Origin of the sequence: Arcobacter denitrificans (SeqCode) (assembly GCF_048571185.1) — a bacterium.
In the GTDB taxonomy this organism is placed as follows: domain Bacteria; phylum Campylobacterota; class Campylobacteria; order Campylobacterales; family Arcobacteraceae; genus Arcobacter; species Arcobacter denitrificans.
Genome location: NZ_CP182350.1, coordinates 1184978 through 1207242, shown reverse-complemented (window position 1 = coordinate 1207242; position 22265 = coordinate 1184978). Strand labels below are relative to the sequence as shown.

The following is a 22265-nucleotide window of genomic DNA, read 5'->3' as shown; positions in this document are numbered from 1 at the left end:
AGAAAAACTAAATGTAAGTCTTAAAAATAAGATTTATATTTGGTTTTTAGTAATAAAAATCATGTTATTTAAAAATTTAATGTTAAAGTCTTTAAAATTTTTTCGAATTAGAATAATGTAAATTATTATAGTTCAATATAGAAAACAATTTAAACACACAATTACTATATTGTTAGGATATGTTAGAAATAATGTACTTAATAAGATAGTAGCCAAGGAATAATTATCAAAAAGGTAACTAAAGAGATTTAGTTATACAAATTATAAGCTATTAAGGGCTAATGGTGGATGCCTAGACTGTAAGAGGCGATGAAGGACGTATTAGGCTGCGATAAGCCTCGGGGAGCTGCCAAAGAGCTTTGATCCGAGGATTTCCGAATGGGACAACCCAGCATATAGAGATATATGTTACCCTGCGGGGAGCTAACCTGGTGAAGTGAAACATCTCAGTAGCCAGAGGAAGAGAAATCAAATGAGATTCCGTAAGTAGCGGCGAGCGAACGCGGATTAGGACAAACCCTATGCTTGCATAGGGGGTTGTAGGACCATAATGTGAGACTAAAGAGAATAGTAGAAATATCTGGAAAGGTATAGCATAGAAGGTGAAACTCCTGTATACGAAATTCTTAATAGCTCTATTGGTATCCTGAGTAGGACGGAACACGTGATATTTTGTCTGAATCTGGGGGGACCACCCTCCAATCCTAAATACTACTTACAGATCGATAGTGAACAAGTACCGTGAGGGAAAGGTGAAAAGTACTCCAGCGAGGAGAGTGAAATAGAACCTGAAACCATTAGCTTACAATCATTCGGAGCCCTATGTTGCTTGCAACAGGGTGACGGACTGCCTTTTGCATAATGAGCCTGCGAGTTGTGGTGTCTGGCAAGGTTAAGTCAAGTACGGAGCCGTAGCGAAAGCGAGTCTTAATAGGGCGACATAGTCAGATGCTGCAGACCCGAAACGAAGTGATCTATCCATGAGCAGGTTGAAGCTGGTGTAAGAGCCAGTGGAGGACCGAACCCATTGACGTTGAAAAGTCTCGGGATGACTTGTGGATAGGGGTGAAAGGCCAATCAAACTTCGTGATAGCTGGTTCTCTCCGAAATATATTTAGGTATAGCCTTATGTAGTAACATATAGGGGTAGAGCACTGAATGGGCTAGGGCTGCTTACCGCGGTACCAAACCCTATCAAACTTCGAATACTATATGCGTAATCATAGGAGTCAGGCGTAGGGTGATAAAATCCTATGTCGAGAGGGGAACAACCCAGACTAACAGCTAAGGTCCCAAAGTCATATCTAAGTGGAAAACGATGTGAAGTTACTGTGACAACCAGGAGGTTGGCTTAGAAGCAGCCACCCTTTAAAGAAAGCGTAACAGCTCACTGGTCTAGTGATTTTGCGCGGAAAATATAACGGGGCTAAGATATGCACCGAAGCTTTAGACTCAAATTTATTTGAGTGGTAGGAGAGCGTTCTATTCAGCGTTGAAGGTATACCGACGAGGAGTGCTGGAGCGGATAGAAGTGAGCATGCAGGCATGAGTAGCGATAATTGAGGTGAGAATCCTCAACGCCGAAAACCCAAGGTTTCCTACGCGATGCTCGTCATCGTAGGGTTAGTCGGGACCTAAGTCGAGTCCGAAAGGGGTAGACGATGGCAAATTGATTAATATTTCAATACCAACAAATAAGCGCGATGTGGGGACGCATAGAGTTAATCGAGGTCACTGATGGAATAGTGGCTCGAAGGATGTAGGTTGTATCTTAGGCAAATCCGGGATACATGAGACCGAGATCTTACAGGCTGTTGCAATTCTTCGGAATTAATTCAGAATCGATGATACTGTCGTGCCAAGAAAAGCCACTAAGTATATTATTTGTTGCCCGTACCGTAAACCGACACAGGTGGGTGGGATGAGTATTCTAAGGCGCGTGGAAGAACCCTGGTTAAGGAACTCTGCAAACTAGCACCGTATCTTCGGTATAAGGTGTGCCTACTATTGTATATGGATTTACTCCAAAAAGCGATAGAGGTTGCAACAAAGAGTCCCTCCCGACTGTTTACCAAAAACACAGCACTTTGCTAACTCGCAAGAGGATGTATAAGGTGTGACGCCTGCCCGGTGCTCGAAGGTTAACTGATGATGTAAGCACTTGTGCGAAGCATTTGATTGAAGCCCGAGTAAACGGCGGCCGTAACTATAACGGTCCTAAGGTAGCGAAATTCCTTGTCGGTTAAATACCGACCTGCATGAATGGCGTAACGAGATGGGAGCTGTCTCAACCAGGGATCCAGTGAAATTGTAGTGGAGGTGAAAATTCCTCCTACCCGCGGAAAGACGGAAAGACCCCGTGCACCTTTACTACAGCTTGACACTGTAGCTTGGATATTCATGTGCAGGATAGGTGGGAGGCTATGAAGTGTAGACGCAAGTATACACGGAGCCACCCTTGAGATACCACCCTTGAATATTTGAGTTACTAACTGGGACGAGTTATCCTCGTTCAGGACAATGTCTGGTGGGTAGTTTGACTGGGGCGGTCGCCTCCTAAAAAGTAACGGAGGCTTGCAAAGGTTGGCTCAAAGCGGATGGAAATCGCTTGTTGAGTATAATGGCATAAGCCAGCCTGACTGTAAGAGATACAACTCGAGCAGAGACGAAAGTCGGTCATAGTGATCCGGTGGTTCTGTGTGGAAGGGCCATCGCTCAAAGGATAAAAGGTACGCCGGGGATAACAGGCTGATCTCCCCCAAGAGCTCACATCGACGGGGAGGTTTGGCACCTCGATGTCGGCTCATCGCATCCTGGGGCTGGAGCAGGTCCCAAGGGTATGGCTGTTCGCCATTTAAAGCGGTACGCGAGCTGGGTTCAGAACGTCGTGAGACAGTTCGGTCCCTATCTTCCGTGGGCGTAGGAAAGTTGAAGAGATTTGTCCCTAGTACGAGAGGACCGGGATGAACGTACCACTGGTGTACCAATTGTTCTGCCAAGAGCATCGTTGGGTAGCTACGTACGGATGTGATAAGAGCTGAAAGCATCTAAGCTCGAAGCCAACTCTAAGATGAACTTTCCCTGAAGATCCCAGCAAGACTAGCTGGTTGATAGGCTAGATGTGTAAGCGTTGTAAGACGTTTAGCTGACTAGTACTAATAGATCGTTTGGCTTATTTATATATTTCTTGGTTTACTATCTTATTAAGTACATACTTAATGAGTATGTGTGAAAAGACTTTAACATTAATATACACTCAAGACAATTGAGTTGAGTATTAAGAGCATTTATTGCTTTTACTACTCAACTTTGTTGGTGATTATTGAGAAGTGGAAATACCCAGCTCCATTCCGAACCTGGAAGTCAAGCACTTCATCGCTGATAATACTGCAGGGTCCCCTTGTGGAAACGTAAGTCGTCGCCAACTCTTGAGTTTTTTTAAAGCTTAGTCCTACATAGATTTATTTCTATTTAGTACTAAGCTTTTTTTTTGCCTTTTTTTAGGCTTATTTACTTCTCTTTAGGGTATTATCTTTATTTATTAATATATTACTCTATGTATATATTTCTATTCATCTAAGCTCGCATAGCTCCAACGGTAGAGCAATTGCATGGTAAGCAAGAGGTTGCAGGTTCGATCCCCGCTGTGAGCACCACTCTTTTAACTATTTACCAATAACTATACCTAATCTAAATTTAAATGCATAACGCATTTTAAAATTATCTTCTCTTTCCCAATATAAAGAGGGAACAATATCATAATAGAGCCATTTTCTTATATAGTGTTTATATGAGACATATGCATCATAGTTTTTAGTTTTAAAATTTGTTTGATTATCATTTGAAGATATTGATGTTACATAATTAAGAGTATTTTTACTTGAAAGTATATGTGTAAGTCTCAATGAGTTATATATATTATTGTCACTTGCTTTTTTATTCCAATAATATTGATTTGTATTTATAAACTGTAAATGATTATTGATATGTTTTTTTAAAGAGAGAGTTGTACTATTTTCAAAACTTTTTTTGTTATTTAATTCAATTTTTTCTTGGGCTATAAAATTCCAACTATTTGTTAAATCAAACTCTTTACTAACACTACTATTGATAAAAACAAAAGAGTTTAATTTAACTCCAGCTTTTGTTCTTAAGTTATAGTATTTTTTGTATTTATCATATTCTAATGCTAAACTACTTTTATCATCTTTATATGGCACACTTTCATTGTTATCCTCATACTCTTTCCCAATTTTATTATCATCATTTTCTATGACTAATTTTAGTTTCTCTTTAAGTTGTGGAAGTCGCACTTTTATATTAAAAGTAACTCCACTTGTATTTCCTTTTGTTTGTGTATTATTGTAGTAAGTTTCTATATGAATCGAGCTGTTTTCATATTTATATGAACTCTTTTCATCTGTAATGGTTTCATCCAATACTTTTGAGTAATAATTGAGTTTATCATAGGTATATTTAAGATAATTTTCTGTTGAATTGAGCATTTTATTAACAATTGAACTGTTTTCTTGAGAGTGCTCTTCTTTTTCAAAATCATGAAAAGAATATAAAGTCAAAGGAAGCATAAGTGTTATTAGGATTCTGAATAGATATTTCATAACATCCTCCTTATAAAAATGATTCCATTATTTATCTTAATAATTCATAAATATAAAAATTATAAAATTATTTTAATTTAGAGATATTATAAAAAATTGAAGTAAAAAAAAGGGTCAACTGCGAACAGTTGACCCTTTTAGGTAATAGTGAACTATTACAGTCTAGATTCGTATCTTCTAAGCATATACAATCTTTTAAGCATTTTTTTCTTAGCGTTAATTTTTTGTTTCTTTCTCTTTTCAGTCATAGGTTCAAAAAATCTTCTTGCTCTTGTTTCAGTAACAATTAGGTTTCTGTCACATTGCTTTTTAAATCTTCTATAAGCTTCGTCGAATGATTCGCTATCTTTAACTTTAATACCTGGCACTATAATCACCCACTTTCTTTTAAAATTTAGGGACGCATTATATTTAAATAATACTTAATTACAATTTAACTATATTTTGATATAATCCAATAATTTAAGATATTTAGGAAAAGCTTTGGATTTAACACACTTAGATGAAAATAACAGACCTAAAATGGTAGATGTATCTGATAAGAAAGAGACAACAAGAGTTGCTATAGCATCTGGACAAATATCTATGTCAAAAGAGGCATATGATGCTATAATTACAAATAACACAAAAAAAGGTCCGGTTCTTCAAACTGCTGTAATTGCTTCAATAATGGGAGTTAAGAAAACAAGTGAATTAATACCTATGTGTCATCCTTTGTTGTTGAGTGGAATTAATTGTGATATTGAAGAGTTACCAGCATTACCTGGGTTTAAATTAATTGTTACTGCTAAATTGAATGGACAGACAGGTGTTGAGATGGAAGCTTTAACAGGTACGAGTATTGGTTTACTTACAATTTATGATATGGTAAAAGCTATTGATAAATCAATGGTTATATCAAATGTACAGTTGGAGAGTAAATCAGGTGGTAAAAGTGGAGATTTTATAAGATGATAGATTTAAATAAACATAAATTGGAACTTGATTATCCATGTTCATGGGTATATAAAGTTGTTGTTGTTGAAACTGTTAATATAAAAAAAGTTATTAAAGAAGTTATTACTGAGAGAGAGCATAAATTAACAGAATCAAAGGTTAGTTCAAAGGGTAAATTTAAGAGTTATACTTTAGATTTAATTGTTCATAATGAAGATGATAGAAAAACAATATATGAACTTTTAGGTAATCACGATTCTGTAAAAATGGTTTTATAAAAGAAGAAAAAATGAATAGAAGAGAATTTTTAGAAAAAGCAAAAAACTTTGCAATTGGTTCTAGCCTTTTACCAATAATTGGAAGTGCTAGCTCTTTAATAATAGAAGATGAAGAGTTACTTACTCCAAAAGATATAATTTTTGCTAGTGAAAATCGTATTAATCCAATAAAAGATGTATTTTTAGAAAAAAAGTTTCATGAGCCTTTTCTAAATGTTCAGAAAAAACTTAACTATATACAACGATATGTAGGATATGGAAACTTCAATATAATATCATTTGATGAAGCAATAAATGTTTTAAGATATTCAAAAGACCAAACAATATTTACAAATGAAGAGTTAGCTTTCATAGAATATATTTTTTATTATGAACCTTCTTATCATGGATTTTATGGGGAAAGAACAACTTTAAATTTAAGCTCTAAAATAGATAAAAAAGAAATTGAGAAAATACCTTATACAGGACATTATGTATTTAAGGGAAAACCAAAAGAGACATATTTGAAACTTAAAAAAGATATTGGTCCAACTATTTATTTAACTTCAGGAGTAAGATCTGTTGTTAAGCAAATGAGACTATTTTTAGATAAGTTAAAATCAGTAGATATGAACTTATCAATGGCTTCAAGATCAATAGCTCCTCCAGCTTTTACATATCATTCAGTAGGGGACTTTGATGTTGGAAAAAAAGGTTTAGGTGCTGATAATTTTACAGAAAGATTTGCACACACCTCTGAGTTTACAGAGATGAAAACTTTAAAATATATTGATATGAGATACACAATTGGCAATAAGGATGGAGTAAGGTATGAACCTTGGCATGTTAAAGTTATTTAGATTATTATTTATTTTTATTTTATTACAGAATTTGCATGCAAATAGTAGTGACTTAAATTTTAAACTAATTAAAAAAGGTATTCAAGATGATAATACCCTTTTAATTGTAGGTGGAATACAAGGTGATGAACCTGGTGGATTTATGGCTGCATCTTTGATTGCTACACATTATGAGATAACAAAAGGTTCGGTTTGGATTGTTCCTAATTTAAATTTTAATTCTATTATTCAAAGATCACGTGGTCCATTTGGAGATATGAATAGAAAGTTTGCATATATATCTGAAGAAGACCCAGATTATTTTGATGTAAAAAGAATCAAAGAGTTAATTAAAAAGCCAGAAGTTAAACTAATACTTAATTTGCATGATGGAAGTGGATATTTTAGAAAGAGATATATTGATAAAAATCACTCTCCTTATAAATGGGGGCAAAGTTCTATTATTGACCAATCAAGTTTAAATATACCTGCATATGGAAATTTAGAGGAGATAGGAAAAAGAATTTGTAAACAAGTAAATACTAGCTTGATTAGAGAAGAGGATATTTATCATTTACATAACACCAAAACTAAACTTGGTGATAAAGAGATGGAAAAGACCTTAACATATTATGCAATAAATAATGGAAAAGCAGCTTTTGGAAATGAAGCGAGTAAAGAGTTACCCGTACATGAAAGAACTTATTATCATCTATTAGCTCTTGAAGAGTATATGAATATAATGGGAATAGAGTTTAAAAGAAAGTTTAATTTAGAACCAATAGCACTAAGAAATGTAATAGATAATGATATTCATATCTCATTTTATAATGATAAGATAAAACTTCCTTTATCTGAAGTGAGAAGTTATATTGGCTATTTCCCAGTAAAAAAAGATGGAACTATAGACTTTAAACCAAGTAGTCCTGTAATGACAGTTATTAAAAATAGTAATTCAACTTATGCAATACATTATGGAAATAGAAGATTATCAATTTTAGAACCAGACTATTTAGAAGTTAGTGAAAAAAAAGAGAATATAAAATTCAAAATTGATGGAAAAGATAAAAATATAGAAATAGGCTCACTAGTTGATGTAGGAAAAAGCTTTTACGTTTTCCCAAATGAGTACAGAGTAAATGTTATTGGTTATGTAAATAAAAACTTTAGAAATGAATCGGGACTTAATATACAAAAAGATGATATTATAAAAAGGTTCTCATTAGATAGAAAAGGTCGAATTTATAGAGTTGAGTTTTATAATAAGATTGATAATAAATTTGCTGGTATGGTACTGGTGAAGTTCTCAAAAAAGTTTTATGAAGAACTAGCCTCTAATGAAGTGGGTAAAACTCCTCCTTCATTATAATTATAAATCTACTAGTTCTTTTTTTATCTTCTCTTGATTGACTTTTTTTATTGCACTTTTGTGAAGTTCTTCAACTCTCTCTAATTCTTCATCGATTAGTTCAGAAATTTGTTGGAAGTCTTGCCCCTCTTCTGATGCTACAAAAACTTTGTACTCTTTTTTTGTGAATTTTCTTTTTAAAACTTCTTTTAATTCTTTTTCGTCTTTTAATTCACCTACAAGTTTTTCTATATTGCAAATTAGAGCCTTTTTAAAATTCATTTATGTTATTCCTTTATCCAATTATTTAAATTTGTTATGTCATCATATGAAGTCATATCCAACATTATAGGAGAAATAGAGATAAAATTTCCTTTGATGGCTTCAAAATCACAATCTAAGTTCTCACTTCTTTCCCAAATCAAAGGATGAAGTCCAATCCAATAGAACTCTTCTCCCCTTGGATTTAGATGTCTGTGTGTATCATTGCCATAAACCCTATATCCTGCTTTTGTTATTTTAATACCTTTGCATTCATTTTCTTTTATTGGAGGTATATTTATATTTAGAAATCTTCTATTTTCTAAAGGGAATTTATTTTCTAGTATTTTTTTTGCAATTGTTGCTATGGTTTTTTTTGCCAATGCAAAATCTTTTTCACTAGTAATATCTTCACATCTATTATTACATACTTGAGAGATTGCAATTGCAGGAATACCTTGAAGTGTAGCTTCCATAGCAGCGGCTGCTGTTCCACTGTAGGTGATATCTTCTCCCATATTTGCACCAATATTTATACCACTAATTACTAAATCAGGCTTGTACCCTTCTTTAAAAAGATTGTTAATAGATATGAAAATACAATCAGTTGGGCTCCCATCATCAATTTTATAATAATCATCGTTTACATTAATCATTCTTAATGGTCTATCAAGTGTTAATGAGTGACCACAGGCAGATTTATTTTTAGCAGGTGCTACAACTGTAAGTTTTGCTATAGGGCTTAGTGCTTTTATTAAGGCTTTTATTCCAATTGCATCAAAGCCATCATCGTTTGTTATGAGGATATGTTTCATTGTGCTATAAATACTCCATCAAGTGATTTTACAAGATTTTCTATATTTGAGGTGACTTTAAACCCACTATCAAGTTCAATATCACCAAGTTTTGATTTTACTAATAGTTTTAGCTCTCTTTTACCTTGATTATGTGCAATTATTTCAAAAAGGTCATACATGATTCTATCATCATTTGTAAAGTTTACTGCAACTGTTATAGGTGGTTCTACTATTGCTTTTTGTTTTGTTTTGATTTTTTCTTTTTTTGCTTCTTTTAAAGTCTCGATTTTTCGTAGATTGATTCTTGTAAATTGATCATCTTTTGAAATCCTTACTTTAAAGGCAATAGGTTCATCTAAATTAAAATCTTCTCTTAACTCTTTTAATCTATCTTCAAAAAGCATAAGCTCAATATTTCCATGAAAATCCATAAGGCTCATTATTGCAAATTTGTTTCCTTTTTTAGAAATCCTCTCTGTGATAGTTTCAACTTTTCCAATGAAAAGTGCTTCACTTCCATCTCCCAAGTCTTCAATTTCTGAAGATAAGGTATAACTTATACCATCAAGTTGTTCCCTATACTCATCAAGAGGATGTCCCGATACATAAAAACCTAAAGATTGTTTCTCTAATTCTAACAACTCTTTTAATTCATACTCTTCAAAAGTTTCTAGTTCTACTTCAATTTTTGTTAATTCTTGTGAGTCTCCAAAAAGTGAACCTGTTGCCATCTTTTTTGCAGCCATTGCTTTTCCAACGGTCTCATTTATAAGTTCAATTTGCTGTAAAATTGATCGTCTTGAATACCCAAAAGTATCAAAACCTCCAGCTTTTGCTAGGGACTCAAATACTCGTTTATTTACTTTACTTCCATCAACTCTAGAAATAAAATCTGCAAAATCTACATAATTGCCATTTTCATTTCTCTCTTTTAAAATAGATTTAATGGCAACATCACCTGCACCTTTTATGGCACCCATTCCAAACATTACAACTTCTTGACCATCAATCTTTTTTGCAGAAAATACAAGGTCTGATTTATTTATGTCAGGTGGGAAAAGATCTAGTTTCAGTCTTTTTACTTCATCCACATATTTTACAACTTTGTCTGTATTATCTTTTTCCAAAGTTAAAAGGGCTGCCATAAACTCAGATGGGTAGTAACATTTTAAATAAGAAGTGTAAAAGGTAACTAGGGCATATGCTGCTGAGTGAGATTTATTAAACCCATATCCAGCAAACTTTACAATCAGGTCGAATAGCTCTTCACAGTGAGTCTTTTGGAATCCTTTTTTTACTCCACCCTCTGCAAACTCAACTTTTAGTCTATCCATCTCTTCTTTAATCTTTTTACCCATAGCCCGTCTAACTAAATCCGCACCTCCAAGGCTAAATCCACCAATAGTTTGTACGATTTGCATAACTTGCTCTTGATAAACAATAACCCCATAAGTTGGCTCCAATATAGGTCTTAATGGTGCATCAAACTCATCATAGAAGTAATCAATCTTTGCTCGCCCATGTTTTCTATCAATAAAGTCATCAAGCATCCCAGACTCCATTGGACCTGGTCTGTAGAGGGCTAGTACGGCGATAATATCCTCGAAGTTTGATGGTTTTAATCTTTTACACAAATCTTGCATACCATCGGATTCTATTTGGAATAACCCAATTGTATTTCCCGTTTGAATTAGGTCATAAACACCCTTATCATTTACATCAACTGTAAGGAAATCGACTCTTTTTCCATGTCTTTGTTCTATTAATTTATTTGCTTCTTCAATAACAGTTAGGGTTTTTAAACCCAAGAAGTCAAATTTGATAAGGTCAACATCTTCTACATACTTTCCATTGTATTGGGTTGCAAGAGTTTCCATTCCTGAAGGTTTGAATAGGGGCGTTTTATTCCATAATGGCTCATTTGAAATAACAACACCAGCTGCATGTGTTCCTGCGTTTCTATTTAGACCCTCTAGGGCTAGGGCAAACTCCCAAACTCTTTTAGCTTGTGGGTTTGAATCACAAAGTTCTTTTATCTTGGGTTCTTTTTCATATGAAGAGGTTAAGTTTATCCCTAATTCATCAGGGATAAGTTTTGCCATGGCATCTGCTTGAGAGTATGGCATATCAAGAACTCTGGCAACATCTCTAATAACACCTTTTGCAAGAAGTTTACCAAAAGTGATAATTTGAGCAACATTGGCTCTACCATATTTTTCAATTACATAATCTAAAATCTCTTGTCTTCTAGCTTGACAGAAATCCATATCGATATCTGGCATTGATATTCTTTCAGGATTTAGAAATCTCTCAAAAAGTAAACCATAAGGAATAGGGTCAATATCTGTAATAGCAAGAGAAAAGGCAACTAAACTTCCAGCTGCAGATCCTCGTCCTGGACCTACTGGTATTCCCATTTGTTTTGCAACAATTACGAAGTCCCAAACAATAAGCATATATCCTGGGAATTTCATATTATTGATAATATCAATCTCTACTTGCAATCTATCTTTATACTCTTGATGCCTCTCTTGGGGAACTATTTCAAGTCTTTTTTCTAAACCTTGCCAACATTCATGAATAAATAAAATCTTATCATTTTCTAAAGAGTATTCAAGTTCTGGTTCGGGAAGTGTTAATCCTTGCTCTTGTGACTTTTCTCTAGTAAACTTGAAGTTTGGAGGAGTAGGGTCACCTAATTTTATCTCCAAATTACATTTATTGGCTATTTCTTGAGTTGCATGGATTGTTTCAGGGATATCTGCATATAGTTTTGAGATTTGCTCTGATGATTTTAAATAAAACTCATGAACACTATGTCTTAATCTATTTGGATCATCATAAAGTTTATTCATAGCAATACACATGAAAGCCTCATGGGCATCAGCATCTTTTTGTTTTAAATAGTGGGTATCGTTTGTAGCAACTACTTTTATGCCAGTCTCTTTTGATATTTTTAAAATCTGATCATCAATAAAGTGTTGGTCTGAAATGCCATGTCTCATGATTTCTAAGTAAAAATCATCTCCAAATATCTCTTTATATTCTAAAGCAATTCTTTTTGCTTCTTCATACCCTTTGGCACCATTTTTTACATTTCTTTCACTTTGTGTATTTAGATGCCAGTTTACTTCACCTTGTAAACAAGCTGCACTACATATAAGCCCTTCACTGTGCTCTCTTAATATCTTTTTATTTATTCTTGGATAGTAGTAAAAGCCATGCATATATGCTTGGCTTGTTAGAAACATTAAGTTTTTGTATCCTGCATCATTTTTTGCATATAAACATAAGTGAAATCTTTTTCTATGGGACTTATCATCTAACTCTTCTGAATTATGAATATAAGCTTCCATCCCAATTATGGGTTTTATTCCTTCTGCTTTCATTGCTTTATAAAAGTCAATGGCACCAAACATATTACCATGGTCTGTCATGGCAACACTTTTCATTCCTAATTCTTTTATCTTTTTGGCTAATTCTTTTATTTTATTAGCACCATCTAAAAGTGAGTACTCTGTATGTAAGTGTAAGTGCGTAAATTCGGGTGTTTGTGACATGTTAATTCTTTAATATTTTATGTGGCGATTATAACAAAATCGCAATTAAAAACTGATGGAAATATCTAATAAGCTTAAATATTTAAAACTATTTTAAGAGAAGTATTTTGGTGCTTCTTTATATCCTAACTCAAATATATCTTGAAGCCCTTTAAAAGTAAACATTGGTGTTTGTCTAAGTTGTGGATGAGTTATATATAAATTGCTATGTTGTATAGAGTAGTTCCCATTATTAAAGCGTGTTTGAAAGAGTCTTTTTTTTAGAGGTTTTAATAAATCAAACCTTTTTTTCAGATTTTTTTCAGATTTAGGCATCAAGTCTATACTAACAATTTTATAATCTTTGTTTTGTAGTGGAATAATTGGAATATTATCAAAAAGTCCCCCATCAATTAGATATTTGTGTTCATAATGAATAGGCTTAAAAATAGGAATCAAGGCACTTGAGGCTAAACATAAAGTGTGAGTTTCCCCTTTGTTAAAATAGTAAATTTTTTTTGTTTTTGTATCATAAGCATTGACATGGACACTTTTTGGGATATCTTCAAGATTTTTAATGGGTAATATTTTATCTAAAAGATGGTGCTCTTTATCAATACGAAGTAGTCCATTTTTAAAGTAGTTAAACTTTAGTGTTTTTTTTATTTCATCACTTTTAAATATTTCTAGTTGTTTTCTAGCTTCTATGCCACTGGCATGAGAACAAGCAATTATAGCTCCAATTGAGCTTCCTGAGTAAGCTTTTATCTCTATGGCTTTATCTTCTAAATAGGCTAAAATACCTAAGTGAAATGCACCACGTGCTGCTCCTCCACTTAAGCAAAGTGCTAAATTATCCATCTATTTTACCAAGTAATAATTTTAAAATCACCTTCATATGTCTCCACTACTGCTGTACATGATTCAACCCAATCACCACAGTTTTTATATTCAATCCCACCAATATCTCTTTGTTCTGCTTTATGAATATGTCCACAAATAATACCATCATAACCTTTGTGTTTTGCATGTTCAGTTAAAACTTTCTCAAAATCATTTATAAAATTAACAGAACTTTTGACATTATCCTTTATATATTTAGATAGTGACCATTGGGAGTTTATTTTAAAAGTTTTTCTTATTTTATGTAATATATGATTTACATAAAGTAAAAAGTCATATCCATAATCACCCAAGATAGCTAACCACTTTTTTGTCATAGTAATAGAATCAAAAAAGTCACCATGGGTAATATAATATTTTTTCCCACTTATTGAAGTATAGGTAAATTCATTTGAAACTTCTAAGTTATTTCCCAAAACAAGAGGGACAAAGGGTCTTAAAAACTCATCATGATTACCTGTGATTAAATATACATTTGTACTTTTTCTTGCTTTTCTTAGGATTTTTTGTATTACATCAGAGTGAGATTGTGGCCAAACAAATTTTCTTTTTATTGACCAGCCATCAATAATATCTCCCACTAAGAAGAGATTTTCACTTTCATTCTCTTTTAAAAAATCAATAAGTTTTTCCGCTTGTGCAAACCTTGTACCTAAATGTACATCTGATATAAATATTGTTTTGTATTTCATGGCTTGATTGTAATTGTAAATGGTTACATTATGGCATCAATTCAAGTAATGTTTTGCTTGAAAAATAGTTTTATTTACTATGCATTATAAAATCTTTATTTGACTCTTTTGAAGTTAATAGTTCCATACATTTATTAATATACATCTTATTTAATATGGAAGGTTCTATTTTATCCATCTTTTCAAAAATGGCTTTGCTTTTTTCAAACTCTAAAATTTCATAATACTTTATAGCCTCACTATAATCAGCCTCTTTGTCTTTAAACTTTCCATACTCTTTTTTTGTCAAAACTTCATAAAGTTTGATGGCGCTACTTTTACCTTTTACTACAACACTTGCTAAGTATTTGAAGTGGTATTCTTGGCTTAATTGAGTCTTTGTAGATTCTGATATTATTAATTTTACTCCAAAAGTTTTTGTAAGACCTTCGATTCTTGAAGCTAGATTTACATTATCTCCAATAATTGTATAATCACTTCTTCCTGTTGAGCCCATCTCTCCTACAACAGCTAATCCAGTATGAATTCCTATGCCTATTTCAATCTTCAGTTTAGAGTCTTTTTGAAGTTCATGATTAAGTTTTTCTAACTCTTCAAGTTGCAGTAAAGCAGTTTGTAAAGCTTTGTCTGCATGATTAGAAACATCACATGGAGCATTCCAATAAGCCATAATGGCATCACCTATAAACTTATCAATAGTTCCATGGTTTTTAGTAATACTTTCACTCATTGGTTCAAAGTATCTATTTAGAAGTTCAATAAGTTTTTGTGGAGAATCAAATTTTTCTGAAAGATTAGTAAATCCTCTTATGTCACTAAAGAAAACTGTTAGCTCTTTCTCTTTTGCTTGAAAGTCACTGTTTTCATTTGATAATAAATCATTGGCAACTTCTAAAGAGACTTTTTTAGCAAACTTATCTTTTATAAACTCTTTTTGTTTTTGTTCCCTTTGGTAGTTAATATAAAAGGCACTTATTGTAGTAATTAGGATTGAAACTAAAGGATAAAAAAGATTTAAAATAAGCCCTTGAGAAAAGAGTAAATAATAATAACTCATATATAAAATAGATGATAAAATAAAGACAGCAATTAGTGTAAAAACAGATGATAAGTATAATAGAACAAGACCTAAAATAAGAGTTAAAAATAGAATTATCAAAATATCAATAGCTTTTGAAAAGGGTGGTTCATATAAAAAGTCACCCTTTAAAATGTTATCAATCATATTTGCATGAATTTCAACTCCAGGCATAGCTAAGTCATATACTGTAGCTCTTAAATCAGCAAGTGTTGTAATAGATGTCCCTATTAAAATAAACTTTCCATTTACATCTTTTTTGTCAAAATTGCCATTTAGTACATCCAAAAAGGAGATATATTTAAAGCTATTTTTTGCACCTCTAAAATTTATTCTCATAAATCCATTTTTATCTGTGGGTATTTCTATATTTGAAAGTTTAACTCCATGAATGGCATATTTATCTTGGATTATTTTTACTTCTTTTGTTTGACTTGCCAGATTTATCATTTCAAAAACTAAAGATGGGTAAATATTATCTTTATATTTTAGCATCAAAGGCATTTTTGTCATTTTACCACCATAATCATTGAAGGCATTAAAAAATCCAGATGAATAAGCACTCTCTTGTATAGGAGATATATTTGTAACTACATTATTAAAACTTATAAGATGAGGTGAACTGCTTGGTATAAATTTTGTACTAGGTATAGGTTGTGAGTTTTTTGATAAGTCTTTTGTAAAATAGTATCCTAATACAGTAGGAGTTTGTGAAACCACAGCTGCTAAAAGTTCATCATTGTCTCTAAATTCACCTTTTACGTTTAGACTTTTTGCCATAAATGAAGGAGAACTTCTATCAAATTCGGAGAAAATTATATCAATACCTATAATTCCAGCTCTTGCATTTGTAAGGTTTGCTAAAACTTGTGCCATATACTCTCTACCAAAAGGCCATTGCCCTATAGCACTTATGGATTTTTCATCAATATCAATTATTGTGACTTTTTGGCTTGTAGGAATATCACCTCTTATTTCAAAAAGAATCTCTCTAATTTTTTCATCAAAGTTACTAGTTGTTTTATCAAAGTTTAAATAAGAAAAAATAAGTAGTAAAAAAATTGTGAAGAAAAATAGAATTTTTCGTTTAATAAAAAGTTTCATCACTTATGATATAATAATTGAACTAAATTCTGTTTGAGGGAAAAGATATGAAAAAGATAATTATTTGTCTGTCATCTATTTTTTTATTTACGGCATTTGCAGATAATGTAGTAAGTAGTGGAGAAGTCTATATAAATGGAGAAAAGGCCACTAAAAATAGTGTTGTAAAGTTAGGGGATTTTATCAAAACTGGTAAAAACTCAAAAGTAAGATTTAACATAGGAAAAGATGCATTTTTGGCAAAAGGTGATGCAAAATTTTCAATCAATGAAAAAGCTGGTGTAAAAAGCCTAAATGTAGTAACAGGTGGAGTTTTAGCTGTTTTTGAAAAAGGTGGAAACCATGAAGTAAAAACAGAAAATATGACAGCTGGGATTAGAGGAACGGGTGTTTATTTAGAACAAAAAAAAGGTAAAGTATATTTTTGTACTTGTTATGGAGAGACAGAATTAGAGACTCATAAAGAGCATAAAAAGTATTCTGCAACTCATCATAATATGGTTTGGGTAAAAGATGATGGAAGTGTAAAACCTGCAAAACTAAAAGAAGGTCATACAGATGATGATCTTAGAGAACTTGAAGCTATGGTAGGAAGAGTTCCTGACTTTGATAAATAATTTATAAAAAATACTAGCAATTTTTTGCTAGTATCGCTTCTTTTACTATTTCGTATTTTTCTTGTCCTTTTAATATTTTAACTATCTCTAAAGCAAAAGTCATAGCTGTTGCTGGACCTCTTGATGTCAATACTTTATTATCAATTACTACATCTTGATTTTGAATATAATTATGTCCATTGATCTTTCCTTCAAATCCAGGATAACATGTATAGTTTTTATTTAAAACACCTGCTTCAAAAAGAGCATAGGGAGCTGCACAAATTGCAGCAATATTTTTATTGTTTTCTTTGAATTTTTTAAGAGTTTTTTGTAAAAGTTCATCTTCGGCAAGGTTAAAAGCATTTGGTAATCCACCCGGTAGAGCAATCATATCAAAATCTTTTCCCTCAATATCACATAATAATGTATCAGCTTTTATTGATATTTGATGTGCCCCTTTTACTTCTATATTCTCTATAGATGCAATAGTTACTTCAATATTTGCACGTCTACAAATGTCGATTATACTAACCGTTTCAATCTCTTCAAAACCATTTGAAATAGGTATTAAAAGTTTTGCCATTTTTAATCCTTTTTTATTTATTTTAGCATATTTCTTATATTGAAGTAGAATTTTAACATTGTAGGGGGGAGATAAAAAACTTACATTTATTAATATTAGTTTAAACAATGACTGCAAAGAGATAAAATGATGACTATTCAAGTACATATAAGTAAAGTTTAAATAAAATTTATCAATTATGAAAAAGGGGTAATACATGCTTAAGCTATTGAGAAACTCTAGTCTGATACTTTTATCAACACTTACACTTTTAACTGCTGGGAATAAAATGTCACCAGAAGATGCAGGGGTAAAAAAAGCTGATAAGAAAGTTCAAATTACAAAACAACATTTAAAGATTGCAGAAGATATGCAAGTACATGTTACAACACAAAGTTCTTTAGAGGCTACAATTTCTTCACTTGCAACTCAAATGATGCAAAATAATAAAATGCATACGAGTAAGTCTGTTTTAATCACATCTTTTGTTAGACTAGATAACTTCAAAAAGACGACTGAGTTTGGAAGAGTTATTAGTGAAAGTTTGATAAATGAACTATCAAACAGAGGTTTTAATATTATTGAATTTAGAGGGCAACTTGGTGTTTCTGTAAATGCACAAGGTGAATATTTTATTACAAGAAATGTAAGTAAAATGAAAGAAAATGTCCAAAATAGTTTTATTGTTGTTGGAACATATTCTAGACAATATGGAAAAATAATGTTAAATGCTAGAGTAATTGATAATGCAAATGGACAAATTATTACAAGTGCTAGGTCTACATATGAACATGGATTAAGAAATGATTGTGTTATTTTCAAGGATTGTAAACCTCCTAGAACTATAAAAATAATGTCAGAATAATATATAGTTTATGAAACCCAAAGTTTTAAAAAAAGAGATGCTAAAACTACTTTTAACATCTCTTTTACTTCCTCTTCTTTTTACTTCATGCGTTTATAAAGACATTGATGGAGCAAATAACTTCCAAGCAATGCTTAGAGCGTTGGTTGAAAAATCTTATGCAAAATTTGACCAAAATATTTTTAAAGATGAGACTGTATTAGTATCAGACTTTGTTAATCTTGATAGATTGCAAAACCATTCTAAATTGGGATTTTTGTTATCTGACTCTTTAAAAAACTCTTTACTTAATAGAAATATATTAGTTAGAGAAGTTGAACTTGGTAATGACTTTAGAATTGGTCAACATGGGTTTAATCTGCTAACTAGAAACTCAAATAGAATAAATAATCAAGTTATCAATGAAAACTTTGCAGTTGTTGGAACATACAGTGTTACAACAAAGAGATTAATTGTATTTATAAAACTTATAAATATAAGAACTGGTACGATATTAAGCTCTTCAAGTGCTTCTACACTAATAGATGAAGAGATACTAGATTTAGAAAGAACACCTGATGCAAGGACTACTTACGCACCTTTAGTTTTATAAGATATCTTGAATTAAAAATTGAGGGTTTATATTTCCTCTAAACTCATTTTTATTTACTGATATTACCATATCAATAAAACTTTTATTTATATTACTACTATAAAATTTTATAGCTTCAAATTCAAAGCCATCTGAGTTTAGGAAAAGTTTTAGGTGGTTTTTTTCTCTACCAAAAAGTTCAGACTTTATGATTTCTGCATTTGTTATTTTAAAGATTGGTTTGTGGTTTTCTAAGCCATATGGTTCAAAGCTCTCTATTATTTGCATAAATTCTAAATCAACACTAGAAACATCAAGTTCTCCCAGTGTAATAGGCTCAATATATAGCTCTTTTGATGTATTTGATACAACACTATTCATAATAGCTTTAAACTCTTCTAAATGCTTAACTTCCATATTTATGCCAGCTGCATTTTTATGCCCACCAAAACCCAATAAAAGATGCTGTGCTTGTGAAATAATTGAGTGTAAATTGATATCTGCATTTGCCCTTGCACTTCCTTTGGCAATGCCATCTTTTATTGAGAATATAAAAGCTGGTCTTTTAAAAGCATGGGATAGCTTTGATGCAACTATACCAATAACTCCTTCATGCCAATTTTCACCCCAAACAACTATTGCTTTGTCATTTATATCAATTTCATACTTTGCTTTTAGAGATATCTCTTCTTGTAGAGTCTTTCTTCTATTGTTTAGTTCTTCTAAAAGCTCTAGGGACTCATTTGCCTCTTCAATGTTGTCTGAAAGAAGAAAAGATAAGGCAATTGAGGCATCTTCCATTCTCCCTGCACTATTTATTTTAGGAGCTATTATAAATCCTATATCATCAGACACAAAAGTATTTTTTCTCATGATATTTCGTAAGTGGGATATGGCAACTCTTTTTGAAGTCTCTATTTTTTTTAAACCATTTCTTACCATAGTATAATTTAGGCTAGTCATTGGCATCATATCAGCTATTATTGCAATGCATAAGAGGTCTAAAAAATCACTCATATTGATATTTAGATTTAACTCTTTTTTTATAGATGCACAAAAATACCAAGCCACTTGAGCTCCGCAAATATCTTTGAAAGGGAAGTTACACTCTTGTTGTTTGGGATTTATAATGGCATATGCGTTGGGGATACTGTCTCCCACTGTATGGTGGTCTGTTATTATTACATCAATGTTTTTATTATTTAAAAGCTCAGTTGCTTCACAAGCAGAGATTCCATTATCTACAGTGATTACTATACCTTCATTTATAAGATCACAAATCTTAGTTGATAATCCATATCCATGTTCAAACCTATTGGGAATAATATACTCAACTTCATAAGCAATTTTATTGAAAAAATCTACCATTATTGATGTTGAAACTACTCCATCAACATCGTAGTCTCCAACAATTGTTATTTTTTCATTGTCAAGTATGGCTTTTTTTACTCGTTTAGTTGCTTTATCTATATCTTTAAAGTTTGTGGGAGGAGGGATATCTGCAAGTTTAGAGTAGCTACTCTTTTCGTGTCTTGCAGATAGGATGTCAAAAAGTTTTTGTTTTGTGACCTTAGACATTAATTTGATTTTGTGGCTTGTCTTACAAAGTCCAAGATGATTGGATTTGGTGTTTCTAAATGTGAAGTAAACTCTGGATGAAATTGAACCCCAACAAACCATTGATGATCTTTAATCTCAACTGCTTCAATTAATCCATCAGATTCACCAGAAACAATCATCCCTGCTTCTTCTAGTCTCTCTTTATATGTAGGATTTGCTTCATATCTATGTCTATGTCTCTCGTAATATGTATCATTCTTACCATAAGCAGCTTTTAGTTTTGTTCCAGCTTTAGGATTAAATGGGTACTCTCCTAATCTCATTGTTCCACCCATTGGTGACTTATGAGTTCTTAGCTGTTTGTTTCCTGATTGGTCCATAAATTCGTCAATTAAATAAATAGCTGGGTTTTTAGTATGCTCATCAAACTCAATAGAGTTTGCATCTTCTATTCCAAGAACATTTCTACAATACTCTACAATAGAAAGTTGCATTCCTAAACAAATCCCTAAAAATGGTATATTGTTTACTCTTGCATATTCAATTGCTTTTAATTTTCCATTAACTCCTCTATTTCCAAAACCACCTGCAACTAAAACTGCATCAGAGTTTCCTATAATGTCATAAGCACCAACATCTTCTATTCTTTCACTATCACACCAGTTAATATTAACTTTTGTATTTAAGTGTGCACCTGCATGGATTAAGGCTTCAATTAAAGATTTATATGATTCTTTTAATTCTAAGTATTTACCAACAAATGCAATTGTAACTTCTTCTTGTGGAAGAACAATATGTTTTACAAGAGTTTCCCATCTTTCCATATTTGGTTTGATTTTGATATTGAAGTGCTCTGAAAGTGGAGTTAGGATTCCCTCCTTTAAGAAGTTCATTGGTACTTGATAAATTGATTGTGCATCACCTGCTTCTATTACTGCATTATTATTAATATCACAAGACATAGCAAGCTTTTTCTTTAGCTCTTTAGGTAAAGGTCTTTCACTTCTACAAACAAGCATATGAGGAGTAATACCGATTCTTCTCAATTCCTGAACACTGTGTTGAGTTGGCTTTGTTTTAAGTTCCCCTGCTGCTGCTATGTAAGGAACTAGTGTTACATGAATATTCATAGTTCTATCTTTATTTAATTCATGTCTAATTTCTCTAATTGATTCCATAAAAGGAAGGCCTTCAATATCTCCAACTGTTCCACCAAGTTCTACTATTAAAAAGTCATGACCTTCTGCTGCATCAAAAATTCTTGCTTTAATTTCATCTACTACATGGGGAATTACTTGAATAGTTTTTCCTAAGTATCCACCTTCTCTCTCTCTTTTGATCACTGATTGATAAACTTGTCCTGTCGTAAAACTATTTTTTGCACCAAGAGTTACATCAATAAATCTTTCGTAGTTTCCTAAATCTAAATCTGTTTCAGCACCATCTGCTGTTACGAATACTTCTCCATGTTCTAATGGACTCATTGTTCCTGGGTCAACATTTAAATATGGGTCGATTTTTAGCATGGTTACTTTATAACCTGATTGTTTTAAAATAGTGGCAATAGAGGCAGAAGTTATCCCTTTTCCTAAGGAACTCAATACCCCACCTGTAACAAATATAAATTTAGTCATTAGTGATACTCCGTGAAAAATAGTAGTTATTATTTCGCGATTATAGCTAAGGTTTTGTTAAGAGGGGTTTAATTTCTTGTGAGATTTTTGTAAGTGTAAAT

Annotated in this window: 18 protein-coding genes, 1 tRNA gene and 2 rRNA genes; 10 read left to right on the top strand and 11 right to left on the bottom strand. The window is 32.2% G+C overall.

Annotated features, from left to right (window positions below; translation table 11 throughout):
- The first annotated feature begins 261 nt into the window (after positions 1–261).
- The 3 genes from ACNI28_RS05990 (at position 262) to ACNI28_RS05980 (ending at position 3656) form a co-directional block, all read left to right on the top strand.
- A 23S ribosomal RNA gene (locus tag ACNI28_RS05990) occupies positions 262–3180 on the top strand.
- 131 nt (positions 3181–3311) lie between these two features.
- Positions 3312–3427 (top strand): 5S ribosomal RNA (gene rrf, locus ACNI28_RS05985).
- 153 nt (positions 3428–3580) lie between these two features.
- A tRNA-Thr gene (locus tag ACNI28_RS05980) sits at positions 3581–3656 on the top strand.
- A 9-nt stretch (positions 3657–3665) separates the two neighbouring features.
- Here ACNI28_RS05980 and ACNI28_RS05975 read toward each other — a convergent pair.
- Both ACNI28_RS05975 and rpsU read right to left on the bottom strand, forming a co-directional pair.
- Entirely contained in the window at positions 3666–4619 is a 954-nt protein-coding gene (locus ACNI28_RS05975) for a hypothetical protein (protein WP_419766308.1), read from the bottom strand.
- A 155-nt stretch (positions 4620–4774) separates the two neighbouring features.
- Positions 4775–4987 carry a 30S ribosomal protein S21 gene (rpsU, locus tag ACNI28_RS05970; RefSeq protein WP_013136837.1) on the bottom strand — a complete coding sequence of 71 codons (213 nt, stop codon included), beginning with the start codon at positions 4985–4987 and terminating at the stop codon, positions 4775–4777.
- Between the two features lie 115 nt (positions 4988–5102).
- Between rpsU and moaC the strand changes: the two genes are divergently transcribed.
- From moaC to ACNI28_RS05950, 4 genes are read left to right on the top strand one after another with little or no spacing between them, the layout of a single operon-like run.
- Positions 5103–5573: a cyclic pyranopterin monophosphate synthase MoaC gene (moaC, locus tag ACNI28_RS05965; protein ID WP_419766307.1), complete on the top strand. Its 471-nt coding sequence runs from the start codon at positions 5103–5105 to the stop codon at positions 5571–5573.
- Positions 5570–5833 carry an HP0495 family protein gene (locus ACNI28_RS05960; protein WP_419766306.1) on the top strand — a complete coding sequence of 88 codons (264 nt, stop codon included), beginning with the start codon at positions 5570–5572 and terminating at the stop codon, positions 5831–5833. The genes moaC and ACNI28_RS05960 overlap by 4 nt, the downstream gene beginning before the upstream one ends.
- Before the next feature lie 11 nt (positions 5834–5844).
- On the top strand, positions 5845–6672 hold the full coding sequence (locus ACNI28_RS05955) for a M15 family metallopeptidase (protein ID WP_419766305.1): 828 nt from the start codon (positions 5845–5847) through the stop codon (positions 6670–6672).
- On the top strand, positions 6656–8020 hold the full coding sequence (locus ACNI28_RS05950; protein WP_419766304.1) for a M99 family carboxypeptidase catalytic domain-containing protein: 1365 nt from the start codon (positions 6656–6658) through the stop codon (positions 8018–8020). Before ACNI28_RS05955 ends, ACNI28_RS05950 begins: the two co-directional genes overlap by 17 nt.
- Here ACNI28_RS05950 and ACNI28_RS05945 read toward each other — a convergent pair whose 3' ends face one another.
- The 6 genes from ACNI28_RS05945 to ACNI28_RS05920 form a co-directional block, all read right to left on the bottom strand.
- The gene (locus tag ACNI28_RS05945) at positions 8021–8281 is read right to left on the bottom strand and encodes a hypothetical protein (RefSeq protein WP_419766303.1); all 261 of its coding nucleotides are present in this window, start codon (positions 8279–8281) and stop codon (positions 8021–8023) included.
- A 5-nt stretch (positions 8282–8286) separates the two neighbouring features.
- Entirely contained in the window at positions 8287–9075 is a 789-nt protein-coding gene (surE, locus tag ACNI28_RS05940; RefSeq protein WP_419766302.1) for a 5'/3'-nucleotidase SurE, read from the bottom strand.
- Positions 9072–12617, bottom strand: coding sequence for a DNA polymerase III subunit alpha (gene dnaE, locus ACNI28_RS05935; RefSeq protein WP_419766301.1), 3546 nt, complete (start codon positions 12615–12617; stop codon positions 9072–9074). The genes surE and dnaE overlap by 4 nt, the downstream gene beginning before the upstream one ends.
- Positions 12618–12710: 93 nt before the next feature.
- Entirely contained in the window at positions 12711–13457 is a 747-nt protein-coding gene (locus ACNI28_RS05930) for a patatin-like phospholipase family protein (RefSeq protein WP_419766300.1), read from the bottom strand.
- A 5-nt stretch (positions 13458–13462) separates the two neighbouring features.
- Positions 13463–14191, bottom strand: a complete 729-nt coding sequence (locus ACNI28_RS05925; protein ID WP_419766299.1) for a UDP-2,3-diacylglucosamine diphosphatase — start codon at positions 14189–14191, stop codon at positions 13463–13465.
- A 70-nt stretch (positions 14192–14261) separates the two neighbouring features.
- On the bottom strand, positions 14262–16373 hold the full coding sequence (locus tag ACNI28_RS05920) for a CHASE2 domain-containing protein (protein ID WP_419766298.1): 2112 nt from the start codon (positions 16371–16373) through the stop codon (positions 14262–14264).
- Positions 16374–16420: 47 nt separating this feature from the next.
- Here ACNI28_RS05920 and ACNI28_RS05915 point away from each other — a divergent pair, with 47 nt between their 5' ends.
- Positions 16421–16990 (top strand): FecR family protein, encoded by a 570-nt coding sequence (locus tag ACNI28_RS05915; RefSeq protein ID WP_419766297.1) that lies wholly within the window; start codon positions 16421–16423, stop codon positions 16988–16990.
- 13 nt (positions 16991–17003) lie between these two features.
- Here the strand turns inward: ACNI28_RS05915 and ACNI28_RS05910 are convergent, their stop codons facing one another.
- On the bottom strand, positions 17004–17555 hold the full coding sequence (locus tag ACNI28_RS05910) for a DJ-1 family glyoxalase III (protein ID WP_419766296.1): 552 nt from the start codon (positions 17553–17555) through the stop codon (positions 17004–17006).
- A gap of 196 nt (positions 17556–17751) precedes the next feature.
- Between ACNI28_RS05910 and ACNI28_RS05905 the strand changes: the two genes are divergently transcribed.
- Positions 17752–18399, top strand: a complete 648-nt coding sequence (locus tag ACNI28_RS05905; protein ID WP_419766295.1) for a FlgO family outer membrane protein — start codon at positions 17752–17754, stop codon at positions 18397–18399.
- Between the two features lie 10 nt (positions 18400–18409).
- Entirely contained in the window at positions 18410–18991 is a 582-nt protein-coding gene (locus ACNI28_RS05900) for a FlgO family outer membrane protein (protein WP_419766294.1), read from the top strand.
- Here ACNI28_RS05900 and recJ read toward each other — a convergent pair.
- Together recJ and pyrG are read right to left on the bottom strand one after the other, a co-directional pair.
- Positions 18986–20548, bottom strand: a complete 1563-nt coding sequence (recJ, locus tag ACNI28_RS05895) for a single-stranded-DNA-specific exonuclease RecJ (RefSeq protein ID WP_419766293.1) — start codon at positions 20546–20548, stop codon at positions 18986–18988. The genes ACNI28_RS05900 and recJ overlap by 6 nt on opposite strands.
- Positions 20548–22164, bottom strand: a complete 1617-nt coding sequence (gene pyrG, locus ACNI28_RS05890) for a CTP synthase (RefSeq protein WP_419766292.1) — start codon at positions 22162–22164, stop codon at positions 20548–20550. Before pyrG ends, recJ begins: the two co-directional genes overlap by 1 nt.
- Positions 22165–22265 lie beyond the last annotated feature (101 nt).